We start from the raw sequence: 14,584 nt of genomic DNA on the forward strand, positions 1-14,584 counted from the left end.
TTTGCCTGAATTGTGAGCATTTAAACAATAAATTCTCATTTATTTTAATTTTATAGTTGCATCCCAATAAAGCTTACTCTAATATCTCGCCCCGTACTAAAGCAGTGCCGACTTAGCTCAGCTGGTAGAGCAACTGACTTGTAATCAGTAGGTCAACCGTTCGACTCGGTTAGTCGGCACCACTTTCCTTTTTACCGAAAGTGCATTAGTAAAGAATTATCGTGGAGGGGTTCCCGAGCGGCCAAAGGGATCAGACTGTAAATCTGACGGCTCAGCCTTCGCTGGTTCGAATCCAGCTCCCTCCACCACTTTATTCTTGACGGTTAGAGGTATTTTAAGAACAGGTTCCTAACGCGGGCATCGTATAATGGCTATTACCTCAGCCTTCCAAGCTGATGATGCGGGTTCGATTCCCGCTGCCCGCTCCAGTTTATGGTGATGCTGATATAGCTCAGTTGGTAGAGCGCACCCTTGGTAAGGGTGAGGTCGGCAGTTCGACTCTGCCTATCAGCACCAGTTTTAAGAACCTCCTTAAGCGCTTCCTTTATCTGTCAGAAAAAACTATTTGAAATTTGAAAAAATCAACTTAATCTACCTATGGTGGATTATTTTCATATGTAATATAGATACACAAAACTGATAGGTTCCGTCATGGCAAAAGCAAAGTTTGAACGCGTAAAACCGCATGTTAACGTAGGTACAATTGGCCACGTTGACCACGGTAAAACTACATTAACTGCAGCAATCACTAACGTACTTGCAAAAGTATACGGCGGTGTTGCTAAAGATTTCGCATCAATCGACAACGCTCCAGAAGAGCGCGAGCGCGGTATCACAATTTCAACGTCTCACGTTGAATACGATACGCCTACTCGTCACTACGCACACGTAGATTGTCCTGGTCACGCCGATTATGTTAAAAACATGATCACTGGTGCTGCTCAAATGGATGGCGCTATCTTAGTAGTTGCTGCGACTGATGGCCCTATGCCACAAACGCGTGAGCACATCCTACTTTCTCGTCAAGTTGGCGTTCCTTACATCGTCGTGTTCATGAACAAATGTGACATGGTTGATGACGAAGAGCTACTTGAGCTAGTAGAAATGGAAGTTCGTGAACTTCTTTCAGAATATGATTTCCCAGGTGATGACTTACCACTAATTCAAGGTTCAGCACTTAAAGCGCTTGAAGGCGAGAAAGAGTGGGAAGATAAGATTGTTGAGCTTGCAAACGCACTTGATTCTTACATTCCAGAGCCACAGCGTGACATCGATAAGCCATTCATCATGCCTATCGAAGACGTTTTCTCAATTCAAGGCCGTGGTACTGTTGTAACTGGTCGTGTTGAAGCTGGTATTATCCGCATCAACGACGAGATTGAAATTGTTGGTATCCGTGATACAACTAAGTCAATCTGTACTGGTGTTGAAATGTTCCGTAAACTGCTTGACGAAGGTCGTGCTGGTGAGAACATTGGTGCACTTTTACGTGGTACTAAGCGTGAAGACGTTGAACGTGGTCAAGTACTAGCTAAGCCTGGTTCAATCAAGCCACACACTACTTTTGAATCAGAAGTATACGTACTTTCAAAAGATGAAGGTGGTCGTCATACTCCATTCTTCAAAGGTTACCGTCCACAGTTCTACTTCCGTACAACTGACGTAACTGGTGACGTACAGTTACCAGAAGGCGTAGAAATGGTAATGCCTGGTGATAACGTTAAGATGACAGTTACTCTAATCGCGCCAATCGCGATGGACGAAGGTCTTCGTTTCGCTATCCGTGAAGGTGGTCGTACTGTAGGCGCTGGTGTTGTTGCAAACATCGTAGCGTAATAATTAACGTTTAAGTTAATTGTTAGAAAAAGGTCACTTAGGTGGCCTTTTTTAATGCCTGTAATAAAGTGCAGGTTTCAGGTTTCAGGTATTAGGTTTTAGATATTAGGTACGAGGCTTCAGGTAGAGCAGAGCGGTGTTAACTTTATCGTCGTAGCGTGGGTTGAGGCTTACGAACCTCGAGGATAAAGTATGAGGGTGGCGTTGTTGGCTTAGACTTATGCAAGTTGAGGATAGAAAAACGCGGCCATTGGCCGCGTTATATATTAAAGTTAGTGTTCGCTATGCTTTTCTAACCTGATACCTGATACCTGATACCTGATACCTGGTACCTAGAGCCTAATGCTTTTTCGCATACGCTTCGGCTTGTTTCCAAACGCGTAGTGTATTGCCGCTTAAAATCTTTTTAATGTCGGTATCACTGTAGCCCCTGTCCATCAAACCTTGAACTAGGTTAGGGTAGCTAGATACATCCTTTAAGCCGATAGGCAGTGAGTCACCTACGCCGTCGTAATCAGAGCCAATACCAACATGCTCTATACCAATTAACTTCACAACGTGATCAATATGATCAAGCACTTGCTCTAAGCTTGCAAATGGGTAAGGGTTTTTAGCGCGGTACATCGCATCAAAATCTTTACTTAACTTAGTACCATCTTTTTTTACCGCTTCTTTATTACTTTTTAACTGTTTGCCCCACGTACCTGCTTTAGCAGTAACAAAGCTTGAACCAAAGTTAATTTGAATAACACCACCGTTCTTTTTAAGAGCTAATAACATGTCGTCATTCATATTACGCTCAAAACCTGGTGTGTATTTACGTAGTGATGAATGTGATGCAATAACAGGAGTTTTCGACAGCGCCATAACTTGGTAAAACGCATCATCAGATATATGTGATACATCAATCAGCATGCCGATATTATTCATCTCTTTTACTAGCTCTTTACCAAATGGGCTTAGGCCTTTCCACTTGCGACGAATATCGTATGATGAGTCAGAAATATGGTTGCTTTGCGAGTGAGCTAGGGTAATATAACGCACACCACGGTCAAAAAAATGCTGTAGGTTGTTTAAATCGCCTTCAATGGGTGAGCCGTTTTCCATGCCCATAGCAATCGACATTTTACCTTGCTTAAATTGTGCTTCGATATCGCTTGTTGAGCTGGCAATGGCAAACTTGTCAGGTGCACGTTGTGCAATTGCTTCCATACCATCAATAAGTTGATTCGCTAATTGAAAGCTTTTGCCTTTGCCTTCAAACTCTAAATGAGCAGGAATATAAATCGACATAAATGGCGCGTTTAAACCGCCTTTTACTGCACGAGGGTAATCAAAATCGCCGCCATCAGTAGCTTTAGTCACATCCGCCCATTTATCATGAATACGGTAAGGTACATCAATGTGGGTATCGATTAAAATGGTATCGTGTGCAAGCTTAATTGCTTTATCCGAGGGAGTAACTTGCGTAGCGTGTGCCCCTGCAACGGTGAGTGCGATGGCGCTAAGTGCTAGACGTAATTTCATGTTCTTACCTGTTTTATTATAATAATGCTAATGATTGTAACAACAATCGATTCGTCCTGCCTACTATCCGTTTATCCTCTTTTTTAGCCATTAATCACTTATTACCCTAAGGTATCAAGCGTAATCGTTATAGTTCTAGCCAACAAAGACTCAGTATGCATCTAAGGCGTACTGCAATTTAAGGGGCATCACTATGCAATTTACTATCAACAATAAGCAGTACAAACTATCTTTAAAATCAACCTTAGCAGTATTATTACTGGGATTGTCATCAATTAGTTACGCCAATGAAACAGATGATAAAACCGATTTAGTGCTTAAATTCCATGAGGGTTTCTCTGTTGACTTTCAAACAGCAAAAATAAAAGACGTGTTTGATGGTAACGGTGTTGGTATTAATTACCAAGCTTCATTGAGCGAGCTTTCAGAAGACCAGCTTAATGGTAAGGTTGATCTTTATGGGCGTTTGCAGCACCAAATAAATGAAGAGGGCAGTAAATCTAATTTAACTCAAACCGAAATCACCTTAGGGGTTAATTGGGCATATTCAGATAAGACACATTTTTATATCGAAAGTGCATTAATGAAGCAGCAACTTGAAGTTAATAATCGCGTTGGTTCTCAAACATTTAATATTACGCGTCTCGGTGGCAAATATAATTTTTATAAGGATTTTGTGGTGAATGCGGCTCTAGAGCATCGTGATGCGTTAAAAAACGAGACTGGGTATAAGTTGGCACTTGAGACAACCAAGGCAAAATATGCTTTATTTAGCGCGGGTTACCTAAGTGTAGGTAATAATCAATCAATGTTTTTTACTTTAATATCAAAGTTTTGAGTAGCAAACTAACATAGCTTGGGTACAATACTGTGTATTATCAAAGGAGTGTACCCATGCGAACTTATTGGCTTTGTCAGTTTTTAGTTTTTATTAGTATTGTGCTTATAAATTATGGTTTAGGAGTTGCGTTATTAAATACGTCAATTGAGCACCATGCTAATTTGCTGTTAAGGACTATCTCGCATGCATCTGTATTTGTTTTATTGACACATTTTATCCTTTACACCCTAGGTAACAGGCTATGTGGTAAGTTAAAAATAGCACGACTCAATATTTTTTTGCTAAGTGCATTGTCTATTTTGTTAGCGCTAATGCAGACGCTGAATGTGATTTATTTTACGCCTTTCATTTTACCTGAGAGCGCGTCGAGTATGAGCATACAAATGTATGGAGAAACAGCCGTAGATTTGAATGAGAAACAGTTTACCGGAATAATCTCAAGCTTTTTAAATGCATTAGTAATGAGTTTAATATGGAGTGGTTGTTACTTAGCTGTTGTATCGCGAAGAGAGAAAAAGCTTATTATGAGCCAGCTGAAAGAGCAGCAACTTGAAAGCCTTAAAAACCAAATAAACCCTCATTTTTTATTCAATACTTTAAATACAATTCGCGGCATGATTTACCAAGATCAAGATAAAGCTGCTGATATTGTTACTCAGCTTTCGGAGTTATTTAGATATAACCTCACCACAGACTTACAAACCCACGTCAACTTTGATCAAGAGTGGAAGGTATGTGAACATTATTTAGCGATTGAAAAAGTAAGGTTTGGTAAACGGCTACAAGTTTCAATGCAGTGTGATGACGCGTTAAAAAAAGTCGTATTACCGAGTATGGCTTTATTAACTTTAATTGAAAACGCTACAAAGCATGGCATTGCTCATTTAGAAGAGGGTGGAGAAATAAAAGTAAATGTAGTCAGAACAGGGGAAACTGTCACGATTACAGTGAGTAACCCTTTTGATGAAACGAAACTTAAGTCCGGCACCAAATTAGGATTACAGAATATTCAATCAAGACTTGAACTAATGTTTGCGCAACGAGGTAAATTACTCATTCAAAAACAGAGCGGTCAGTTTAATGCAACTTTGGAGGTGCCCTATGCTGCATAATAAGCCAACCATAACAGCATTAATTGTTGATGATGAGCTCCTTGCTCGAAATGAGTTAGCTCGGTTATTAAAGCCTTATAAGCACATAGATATAATTGATGAGGCTGAAAATATTAGCCATGCCAATGAATTAATAAAAAAGCATAAGCCTGATGTTGTTTTTCTTGATATTGAAATGCCGGGCGGCACAGGTATTGAGCTTGCAGAGCAGCTTGCAGGTGAGACACCTATTATATTTTGCACAGCCTACAACGAGTTTGCTGTAGATGCCTTTAGTCTTAATGCCGTTGACTATTTACTAAAGCCCATTGTAAAAGAGCGTTTAGAAGGCACCTTAGAAAAGCTGGAAGGGCAACTGACACAGCGCCCTGTTAGTTACTTAGATGATAACTTTAAATTGATGGTTAAATTTTCTGAGAACATGAAAATTATTAAATTGGCAGATATTTTAAGGTTTGAAAGTATTGGTAATCATGCGGCGATCTATACTGCTTTCGGGAAGGCCTATATTCATAGCTCTTTAACTAAAATTGAAGCTCGCTTAAATCCAGATTACTTTTTACGAGCAAGCCGCAGTGACATAATACGACTAGACGCGATAATAGAACTCGAAGAAACTATTAACTATGGGCTATTAGCAAAGCTCAGTAATGGTGCGCAAGTTGAAATATCTCGTCGTCAAGCAAGTAAATTAAAGCAACAATTAAGCTTTAATTTATAGTTATTGCTGCTGATGTCGCTCTTCACTTTGTAGTGCTTTGAATTCATTTTTCGAGATAATGGTGACCGACTCGTGCAGTTCAGAGAAAAACACCATAGCTTCGCCGCTTTTTAATTGCTGATTTACTTGCGCCACTTTGCTTTCAATACTGAACTCTTGTTCGCCATAATCTGTGCCTTCGCGCAAAACGTAGCTTTCAATTAGGTTGTACAGTGTGTCTTTATCAAGTTGTTCAAAAGGAATAATCATAGCCACTCTTTATCGGTGTTATTAAATACACATTGCTTAAAATAATCAGGCACCACTTGCTCTAACCAAAACACGGGTTTAAATGGGTTGTTACCGCTAATAAAACCTACGTGGCCGCCCTTCTCTGAGATACGCAGCGTAACATGCTCACTTACATCCTGACTACTTGGAACTGCTTTAATCGACAGCATAGGGTCGTCTTTGGCATGAATAATTAGTGTGGGTGTCACAATATCTTTTAAATACGGCATGGCACTGGCTTTTTTGTAGTAATCGTGTGCATTCTCAAAGCCATGTAGCGGTGCTGTAAGCTGGTTATCAAATTCTAATAAATCGTCAATTTCCATTAACTGATCGGTGGTGATCGGTATTTGCTGTTTAATTTGTGGCAGTTTGCGTTGCATCGACTTTTTCATCCGATCGAGCAAATATTTTTGATAAATTTTACCTAAGCTTTTACGAATAACATCACTGGATGATGACAAATCATAGGGCGCAGATATCACAGCAGCTGCACTAAGCGGGCAGTGAATGTGTTCTTCCCCTAAATATTTAGCCAGCACATTACCACCCAATGAAAAGCCAACCGCTACAATCGGGCGCTTTGGAAATTGCTGTTTTAAATGGTTTATAAAAAAAGCTAAATCGGCAGTGTCGCCACTATGGTAGGCTCTTGGCAGGCGATTGACTTCGGTTGAGCAGTTTCTAAAGTGCATTAGCACCACTGCAAACCCTTGCTTTTTTAATGCTTTCATCATGCCTTTGGCATAAAAACTATTTATGTTGCCTTCAAGTCCATGAAGTACCACTGCGAGCGGCGCCGTTTCGTTATGCGGGAGTGACCAAGCAAGCTCAATAAAGTCACCATCGGGTGTATCAAGTTGCGCAAGTTCGTAGCGAGTATGGTGAAAAGGGCGAAAAAAACGCGGCATTATGGTTTGAACGTGTCGGTTGGTCATCCACCATGCGGGTTTGAACTTATGGATCATGTTTGTACTACACACTTTGCAATAAACGAGGCGCTAGTGTAGCAAATTTTTCGGCTAGGAAAATAAAAAGCGCCTAATCAGTAAACTGATAGGCGCTTTGTGCGTCGTGCTTAATTTTGGTCAGGAATTTCTGCTTCTTGTACTTTCTTAATAAAGTAGTATACAAAGAAAAGGCACAAGCTAATAACGATCCCCAGAAAACCAAACGATAAGAACAGTACTGGGTCGGTAAAAAAATCTCTGAAGAATACGTCCATAACTTGCCTCCTAATGTCTATGGGTTAATCATAGTGCGAGTTGGCAGAGGCTGATATGATCCAGATCAAGCTATTTTGTTGATTATAAAAAGCGTGATTGAGAAGTTGATTTGGATCAATAAAGTTAAGTCAAGTGGCGGAATGACCGGTAAGGAGGGGTTAGATAAAGTAAAGTAAAACAAAATTGAAGTAAAAAAAGTTTGACATGTTCAAAAACAGCCTTAACTTAGTTGGTGTCAAAAATATTTTACTTGGAGTTGATTATATATGACTCGTTCAGAAAAGTTGAAAGAGCTTTTACAAAGTATAAGCTTCAGAGAGCTTACGCTTAGTATCGATTTATTGGTCAGTGTATATATTTCGTTTTTTTATGTAGACAGCTTAATTAACGCAACTACAGAGCAGCTCGCTTCGGTCTCTTGGCTGTCAGGGTTACTGCTACAGGTATTAACTTACTCTGTGGTACTTATGGTATTGAGCTATTTATTGCTCGCATTCATTAGTGATAACGAGTTAAAACAGCCACTTGATGTTAGGGAAAAACAAATAAATTTAATTGGTTATAAGTATAAAGCGGTAATTTTACAAGTGGGTATTTGTATTGCTATTTTTCAATATCAAATTGAAGCGAATGGTTGGGGGCCTGCTATTGAATACAACATTCCTTATTTACCTATGCATGTGATGGTAGGTGCTTTTTTAATTGCTGAAATAACGAACTACATAGCGCAGTTATATAAAGGTAGAACGGGTGATATCTATGAGTGAATATGCAATCAGTAACTCTATTCGGACATTACGGTTTTTATACAATGAAATGACCCAAAAGCAACTCGCCGATGCTATTGGGGTAACGCGTCAGACTGTGATGGCGATTGAGGCAAATAAGTACTCACCGTCATTAGAAGTCGCCTTTAAAATTGCCGCCGTCTTTAAGTTACCTTTAGAGGAGGTATTTCAATATCGGGCGACCAATACGTAGCATGATATACGATATTAAAGTGGGGTGTAATGATAGGGGTTTACTGGCTCTTCTATAAAGTACAGTGTCTACTTTATCTGAGTTCGACGGCGCTGAGTTAATGATAGAAAAGCAGTTACAAGGTAATAAATTTCTGTAGGTCGTCATTTATGGCGATTTATGGCGATAATTTTTTTGAAGTAAAGTGATAAGCTAAATCACGGCTTTGCTTTACTCTTAAGCGAAGCGTCTCTTGACTTCTTTGTGAATAAATCACTTTAAGATCTTTTTGCACAAAGAGAAGGGAATGAGAAGTAAATGAGGGGGAATGAAAAATTTGGTTACCCGTAGGAAATAGCTTTAGCCATGAATTATTTCGTTATTAAAATTAACCCGCTAAAGCACGACCTACATGAGAACTTTTACAAATATAACGATGTGTTATGTGGCGTGCTGCAAGGTGTTAGCGCAAAGCTATTAATTGTGGTTATCAACAATTGCTGTTGTTGTTTTTCAAGCTTAAGCTCGGCACTGAGCAGTTCTTTACGAATTGCAGCATAATCTGCAATTTCGGTTTGATTGGTTTTTAAATAGCCGCGGGTGGCGCGTAGGGGCTTTAATAGCTGTTGGTCAAACTCACTAATTGATTGTTCAAGCTTGTTTAGCTGGGCTTGGCTAATTACTAGATTGAGAGAATCTAGGTAATAAAGCAGTAAGCACAGATTGACGTTTTTACCTTGCTGATTTTGATAAGCCAACAGGCGCGTTTGCATGTCGCCTGTGCTGTAAAGATGACATGCAAATTGCCAAAAATCGTTGCTGTTAAGCAAGTTCATCGGCAAAGGCCTGTTCTTTTTCTTCCATCTCTTCAAGGGCCATAAGTAGCTCTTCTTCGATGTCATTTACTTTGGGTGTTAATGTCGCTTGTTTGCTAATTAACTCTTTTAATTTCGCTTTGTTGTCATCGTTATAAAGCTCGTTATCGCCAAGTGCAACTTCCACTTCGCTAAGTTCTGCTGAGTGTTTATCAAGTTGTTTTTCAAGCTTTTCAATTTGCTTTTTAAGTGGTTGAACAGCTTTTCTAAACTCGGCTTCGAGGCGCTTTTGCTCTTTACGATTTACTTGTGAGTTTGCTTTTGGCTCATCGTCAGCTTGTGTGGCTTTTGCCGCTTCTTTGTTGGCGTTGAGTAGCCATTGATAGTATTCGTCTAAGTCGTAGCCAAATTGAGTTACTTCACCGTTATCGACTAAGTAGTATTCGTCGGCGGTGTTTTTAAGCATATGGCGGTCGTGCGATACAGTAACCATAGCGCCCTCAAAGCCTTGCAGTGCCATAACAAGTGCATGGCGCATTTCTAAATCAAGGTGGTTGGTTGGCTCATCGAGTAGTAATAAATTTGGCTTTTGATATACCAGCATGGCAAGTACTAAACGTGCTTTCTCGCCCCCCGAAAAGGGTGCTACTGGCTCAAGCGCTTTATCACCAATAAAGGCAAATCCGCCTAAAAAATCACGCAGTGATTGCTCAGTAGCCTTTGGGTTTAGTCGTTGTATATGTGTTATTGCATTGGCTTTTAAATCAAGAGATTCAAGTTGATGCTGCGCAAAATAACCAATATTTAGCCCATGGTGCTGAATAACTTCGCCAGCTTGAGGCTCTAAATCACCCGAAAGCAGTTTAATTAGCGTTGATTTACCCGCGCCATTTCGGCCAAGTAAAGCAATGCGGCTGCCTGGTACTAAGTTTAATTCTATATTATTTAAAATGGTGATATCACCATATCCCGCTTTGGCTTTATCTATTGTCATTAGTGGGTTTGGTAATGCTTTTGGCTCGGCAAACTCAAAGTTAAATGGTGAGTCGGCATGTGCTGGAGCTAATTTTTCCATACGCTCAAGTGCTTTCACGCGGCTTTGTGCTTGCTTAGCTTTACTGGCTTTTGCTTTAAAGCGAGTTATAAACTGTTCTAGATGAGCAATTTGCTCTTGTTGCTTATCAAACATGGCTTGCTGCTGTAGCATGCGCTCGGCCTTTTGACGCTCAAACTGCGAGTAGTTGCCTTTGTACACGTTGATAAGTTGTTTATCTATATGCCAAATTTGATCAACTACGGCATCTAAAAACTCACGGTCATGCGATATCAGCACTAAAGTGCCAGTATAAGCACGTAAAAAACGTTCAAGCCAATATACTGCGTCTAAATCAAGGTGGTTAGTGGGCTCATCAAGTAATAACAGGTCGGCATCGCGAATAAGCGCTTGGGCTAAATTTAAGCGCATACGCCAGCCACCCGAAAATGAACTTACCGGGTTTTCTATTAAGTTATTAGCAAAGCCTAAACCATGTAATAGCTCACCAGCGGTTGATTCAATGCTGTAGCCTTTAATGTTTTCAAGCTGAATATGTATTTTAGCTTGTGCGTCGCCATCGTTAGCTTGCTCGGCTTCACGCAGTGCAATACGCATGGCGTAATACTGCGGATGACCTTGTAGTACATAGTCTATTGCGCTTATTTCCAGTGCGGGAGTTTCTTGTTTTACTGACGCTATAGACCAGTCTTTAGGTATAGTAAAGTTACCGCCATCGAGCTGTAGCTCTGCTTTGAGGAGGCTAAATAGGGTTGATTTACCACAACCATTAGCGCCTACTAGGCCTACTTTATGCTCTGGAAATAACGTAGCAGATGCATTTTTTAATAAAGCTTTACCGCCACGAAGAAGTTCTATTTCTGAGATTTGGATCATAAATGCGTTACTTTACTGTGCCCTAATTGAATTGCCAATATGATAACACGGATCGTATTGGGCATATCAACCGTATCAACGCATCACGTAATACGATAAAATAACATTAGGTCAAACTGTGGGAAAAATCTCGTGAAACAAAAGAAGCGATTTATAGCTGGGGCAACATGTCCTGAATGTAAAGCCATGGATAGGTTAATGCTTTACAAAGAGCATGATGTAGAAAAAGTAGAATGTGTAGAGTGCGGCCATAAAATGGCACAGCCGGAACAGGCTGTGCAGGCGTCAACACGCCAGTTTGAACAAGTTATAGGCGTGTTTAAACCAGGAGATTAAATCCTTTGCTGCATAGCTGCATATTAATAATGCGGCGGCGGTGGCTCAGGTTCGTTTGACATCATCGATGATGATGACTGCGATTCTTTAATTTTTTCAGCCAGTAGCTCTGTTTGGCGTTTCATTTTTGCCAACAGCTGCTGGTGAACTTTTATTTCGTCATTTAAAATATCAATTGTTTCGTCTTGAAAAGCCACTTTGGCCTCAAGTTCCATTAAGCGATGTTCAATTGTGTTCATTATTCTCTCGTATAATAAATCGCTCTGCGATACCGCTGGAGCTTTCGGTTAATAACGACCTGCCGTTATCTGTAAATGTTACATCGAGCACCACGGCCGATTTAGGCTTACTGCCTTCACGTGGTGTCACTTGCCAAGTTTGAATTTTTTCACCGCTCGATATTTGCCATAAATCAATGCGTTTATTAGGCGACCCAGTTGCCAGCAAATCACCTTGATCGTTAAAGCGTACCGCCGTAAAAATTTTCTGACGCGCAATATACTTCAGTTTACTTACAAGGTCACCTGTAGTCAGCTTCCATACATTTGCTTGTGCCATACTGTCGGCCGTAAATGCATAGCGACCTTGTGGGTCAAGCGTAACTTGAGTAACACGAGTAGGGTGGTTAAAGCGATGAATCACTTGCCCTGTACGCGTATCCCAAAAGTAAGCAACGTAATCGTTTGAACCACTTAAAGCATAGCGCCCGTTAGGGGCAAGATCGACCGTGTTTACTTTTTCTTGGTGGCCTAAAAACTCAATACGGCGGCCAGTTTCAAGGTTAATAAACACTACTACGCCATCGCTGCGCCCGTATAGTACGCTACGGCCTTGATTGCTTATAGCAATATCGCGAATACTGGATTTTTGTATTTTGTAGTAACCTTTATTTTCGCCGGTGGCAATATCCCATACCGCAAAGGTGGTTTTTTCGGCGGTAACAGCCACACTGTTGTCAAAAGCGATCGCAACGGCATAAACCAGGCTATCTTGGGCTTGTTGCTGAAACCATTGGTATTTAAGTGCTTGCTGTTGATTATCCCACAGCGCGACCCCATGGTTAATGGAGGAGACTAAGCTGTATTTACCATCATGCGATAGCGCCGATGAAAACGCGCCTTGTGCAGCATGCTCATAACTGGCAACAGCTTGTTGTTTTTCATCACTACAGGCGATGGCCGATAAACAGCAAAACACGATAAAAAAAGTACGAAATAACGGCATATTACAAGCATTTCCTCTTAACTCTTAGTGATTGAGAGGTTAGACTAGGTCTCGTTGAAGGCCTAGGTTGTTTGTCTAATCACTGGATATGTTTTTAGTTTAGCTAACAACGTAAATTTTAGTTATTAAACAAGCAGCCTATCATGTAGGTCGTTAATCTTTAACTAGTAATAATACAATAAATGGCAACTGCAAAGTGTGTCGGAGATTTAAAATGAAAAAGACGATTAAATTGTCATTGATTGCAGCGTCAGTTTTAGCGCTTACAGCATGTAATCAAGAAGCAAAAAAAGAGCAAGCTGAAGTTAAACTAGACACTGTAGCGCAGCAACAAGCATACGGTATTGGCGCATCGGTAGGTAACTTTTTAAATAAAGACTTAGCCGATAAAAAAGAAATTGGTATTGAACTAGACCAAGCGCTGTTAATTCGTGGTTTTGAAGATGCACTTGCTGGTAATGCAAAAATTGACGAAGAAAAAATTCGCGAAGTATTAACTGAGTTAGATACATCAGTGCGTACTAAGCAAGAAGCACAAGCAAAAGTAGAGTCTGAAAAAAGCAAAGAAGCGGGTGTAAAATACCTAGCTGATAACGCTAAAAAAGAAGGCGTTATTGTTACTGAGTCTGGCTTACAGTACGAAGTGATTACTCAAGGTGATGGCGAAAAACCAGCTGCAACTGATGTAGTTAAAGTACATTATAAAGGCACACTTTTAGATGGCACTGAATTTGATAGCTCATATTCACGTAACGAGCCAACAACTTTCCCTCTTAACCGTGTAATTACTGGTTGGACTGAAGGTTTACAACTTATGCCTGTTGGTTCTAAATATAAATTTACAATTCCTTCTGAGCTAGCTTATGGCGACCGTGATTTAGGTAAAATTCCTGCTAATTCAACACTTGTATTTGAAGTGGAATTATTAGAAATTCAAAGTGATGCAGATGCTGCAGCAGCAGAGTAAATAAGAGATAAGCTAAAAATAATTTAGCCTACATATACAAAAAGGGACTTTAAGTCCCTTTTTTAATGCGTATAAATAACGGTGCGCTTGTTAATCCGTATGATTAGCAAATAAGTTATCAATAAGCTCATCTTCTAGCGCAAAGCGCGCTTCAAGTGCTTCACCAAGAACAGATAAGTCATTGTCAAAGCCTGCTAGTAAATCTTCTTTATCAACTTCAGCGTATTTATCGTTAAAATCTAGCGCAATGTCGGTGGTATCTGTTATTTTTGGGTAAATAGCATTTGCTAGCAATTGGCTTTCTGGGCCTTTACTTTCACAAGCCTTAGCAATGTCATCGTATATTTCAAAGTGACCGGCAGATAAGTAATCCATTAAAATTTGGCAAAACGTTTCAATTTGTTGTGGTTCAGGCAGGGCATGATCTTTTTTATCAGAAGGTGAAAACCCAGCTAGCTTACAATAAAGCACAATGAGGCGTTGTCGCTCGTTTAGCCATTTATCAATTACAGTATGGCTACCCCCCCACTTTTGTTGAGCATTTTCTACACGCGTCAGCATAATCGTTCTCCTAAGCTGGGTTGGTTTTTTAGTTAAAAGTAAAAATTGTTTATACCTCAAGATATAGTTAATTGATGTGTATATCAACTAGTAAAATAGATGATCTAGAAGCAGTTTATTTTATTTGTAGGGAATTGATAATTTATTGCAGGCAAGAAAAAACCACCTGTTACGGTGGCTTAATTTTTTTCTATGGCTTGTTGTAACAAGCTTTCTTATTTTTATTAGAAGATTTTTGTTATTGTTATTTTAAAACTT

At 40.0% G+C, this 14,584-nt stretch carries 16 protein-coding genes and 4 tRNA genes; 12 read left to right on the forward strand and 8 right to left on the reverse strand.

Translation table 11 applies throughout. From position 1 onward, the window contains the following. Positions 1-106 precede the first annotated feature (106 nt). The 5 genes from CIK86_RS14205 to tuf all read left to right on the forward strand — a co-directional run bounded on the left by CIK86_RS14205 (position 107) and on the right by tuf (position 1,836). Positions 107-182: transfer RNA gene (locus tag CIK86_RS14205), tRNA-Thr, on the forward strand. 41 nt (positions 183-223) lie between these two features. Then, positions 224-308: transfer RNA gene (locus tag CIK86_RS14210), tRNA-Tyr, on the forward strand. A gap of 45 nt (positions 309-353) precedes the next feature. After that, a tRNA-Gly gene (locus CIK86_RS14215) sits at positions 354-428 on the forward strand. 12 nt (positions 429-440) lie between these two features. Then, positions 441-516, forward strand: a tRNA-Thr gene (locus CIK86_RS14220). A gap of 135 nt (positions 517-651) precedes the next feature. Continuing rightward, the gene (tuf, locus tag CIK86_RS14225) at positions 652-1,836 is read left to right on the forward strand and encodes an elongation factor Tu (RefSeq protein WP_096317100.1); all 1,185 of its coding nucleotides are present in this window, start codon (positions 652-654) and stop codon (positions 1,834-1,836) included. 339 nt (positions 1,837-2,175) lie between these two features. Here the strand turns inward: tuf and CIK86_RS14230 are convergent, their stop codons facing one another. Then, complete coding sequence (locus tag CIK86_RS14230; protein WP_086997188.1) at positions 2,176-3,363, reverse strand: dipeptidase; 1,188 nt, start codon at positions 3,361-3,363, stop codon at positions 2,176-2,178. Between the two features lie 193 nt (positions 3,364-3,556). On the opposite strand from CIK86_RS14230, the gene CIK86_RS14235 reads away from it, so the two are divergent. The 3 genes from CIK86_RS14235 (at position 3,557) to CIK86_RS14245 (ending at position 6,037) form a co-directional block, all read left to right on the forward strand. Then, positions 3,557-4,201, forward strand: coding sequence for a hypothetical protein (locus CIK86_RS14235; RefSeq protein ID WP_086997185.1), 645 nt, complete (start codon positions 3,557-3,559; stop codon positions 4,199-4,201). 374 nt (positions 4,202-4,575) lie between these two features. Continuing rightward, the gene (locus tag CIK86_RS14240; RefSeq protein WP_176359691.1) at positions 4,576-5,316 is read left to right on the forward strand and encodes a histidine kinase; all 741 of its coding nucleotides are present in this window, start codon (positions 4,576-4,578) and stop codon (positions 5,314-5,316) included. Then, positions 5,306-6,037, forward strand: a complete 732-nt coding sequence (locus tag CIK86_RS14245) for a LytTR family DNA-binding domain-containing protein (RefSeq protein ID WP_028834815.1) — start codon at positions 5,306-5,308, stop codon at positions 6,035-6,037. Before CIK86_RS14240 ends, CIK86_RS14245 begins: the two co-directional genes overlap by 11 nt. Here the strand turns inward: CIK86_RS14245 and CIK86_RS14250 are convergent, their stop codons facing one another. Continuing rightward, positions 6,038-6,286: a YheU family protein gene (locus CIK86_RS14250; protein ID WP_086997179.1), complete on the reverse strand. Its 249-nt coding sequence runs from the start codon at positions 6,284-6,286 to the stop codon at positions 6,038-6,040. It abuts the gene before it with no gap. Beyond that, positions 6,283-7,275: a hydrolase gene (locus CIK86_RS14255; protein ID WP_086997176.1), complete on the reverse strand. Its 993-nt coding sequence runs from the start codon at positions 7,273-7,275 to the stop codon at positions 6,283-6,285. Before CIK86_RS14255 ends, CIK86_RS14250 begins: the two co-directional genes overlap by 4 nt. A gap of 524 nt (positions 7,276-7,799) precedes the next feature. Between CIK86_RS14255 and CIK86_RS14260 the strand changes: the two genes are divergently transcribed. Then, a complete protein-coding gene (locus tag CIK86_RS14260) occupies positions 7,800-8,300 on the forward strand; it encodes a hypothetical protein (RefSeq protein ID WP_086997173.1) in 501 nt (166 codons plus the stop codon). After that, entirely contained in the window at positions 8,293-8,514 is a 222-nt protein-coding gene (locus CIK86_RS14265) for a helix-turn-helix transcriptional regulator (RefSeq protein WP_064667688.1), read from the forward strand. Before CIK86_RS14260 ends, CIK86_RS14265 begins: the two co-directional genes overlap by 8 nt. Before the next feature lie 401 nt (positions 8,515-8,915). On the opposite strand, the gene CIK86_RS14270 is transcribed toward CIK86_RS14265, so the two are convergent. Both CIK86_RS14270 and CIK86_RS14275 read right to left on the reverse strand, forming a co-directional pair. Next, positions 8,916-9,329 carry a TIGR02444 family protein gene (locus CIK86_RS14270; RefSeq protein ID WP_086997170.1) on the reverse strand — a complete coding sequence of 138 codons (414 nt, stop codon included), beginning with the start codon at positions 9,327-9,329 and terminating at the stop codon, positions 8,916-8,918. Further along, positions 9,316-11,238, reverse strand: a complete 1,923-nt coding sequence (locus tag CIK86_RS14275) for an ATP-binding cassette domain-containing protein (RefSeq protein WP_086997167.1) — start codon at positions 11,236-11,238, stop codon at positions 9,316-9,318. Before CIK86_RS14275 ends, CIK86_RS14270 begins: the two co-directional genes overlap by 14 nt. Before the next feature lie 132 nt (positions 11,239-11,370). On the opposite strand from CIK86_RS14275, the gene CIK86_RS14280 reads away from it, so the two are divergent. Continuing rightward, positions 11,371-11,574: a YheV family putative zinc ribbon protein gene (locus CIK86_RS14280; protein ID WP_041454614.1), complete on the forward strand. Its 204-nt coding sequence runs from the start codon at positions 11,371-11,373 to the stop codon at positions 11,572-11,574. Between the two features lie 23 nt (positions 11,575-11,597). Here CIK86_RS14280 and CIK86_RS14285 read toward each other — a convergent pair whose 3' ends face one another. Then, positions 11,598-11,813 carry a SlyX family protein gene (locus CIK86_RS14285; RefSeq protein ID WP_011329530.1) on the reverse strand — a complete coding sequence of 72 codons (216 nt, stop codon included), beginning with the start codon at positions 11,811-11,813 and terminating at the stop codon, positions 11,598-11,600. Beyond that, a complete protein-coding gene (locus CIK86_RS14290) occupies positions 11,800-12,798 on the reverse strand; it encodes a hypothetical protein (RefSeq protein ID WP_011329529.1) in 999 nt (332 codons plus the stop codon). The genes CIK86_RS14285 and CIK86_RS14290 overlap by 14 nt, the downstream gene beginning before the upstream one ends. 214 nt (positions 12,799-13,012) lie before the next feature. Here CIK86_RS14290 and fkpA point away from each other — a divergent pair, with 214 nt between their 5' ends. Beyond that, entirely contained in the window at positions 13,013-13,765 is a 753-nt protein-coding gene (gene fkpA / locus CIK86_RS14295; protein WP_086997164.1) for an FKBP-type peptidyl-prolyl cis-trans isomerase, read from the forward strand. A gap of 90 nt (positions 13,766-13,855) precedes the next feature. Here the strand turns inward: fkpA and rsd are convergent, their stop codons facing one another. Continuing rightward, positions 13,856-14,326, reverse strand: coding sequence for a sigma D regulator (gene rsd, locus CIK86_RS14300; RefSeq protein WP_086997161.1), 471 nt, complete (start codon positions 14,324-14,326; stop codon positions 13,856-13,858). Between the last annotated feature and the right edge of the window lie 258 nt (positions 14,327-14,584).

Origin of the sequence: Pseudoalteromonas sp. JB197 (assembly GCF_002332205.1) — a bacterium.
GTDB lineage: Bacteria > Pseudomonadota > Gammaproteobacteria > Enterobacterales > Alteromonadaceae > Pseudoalteromonas > Pseudoalteromonas nigrifaciens.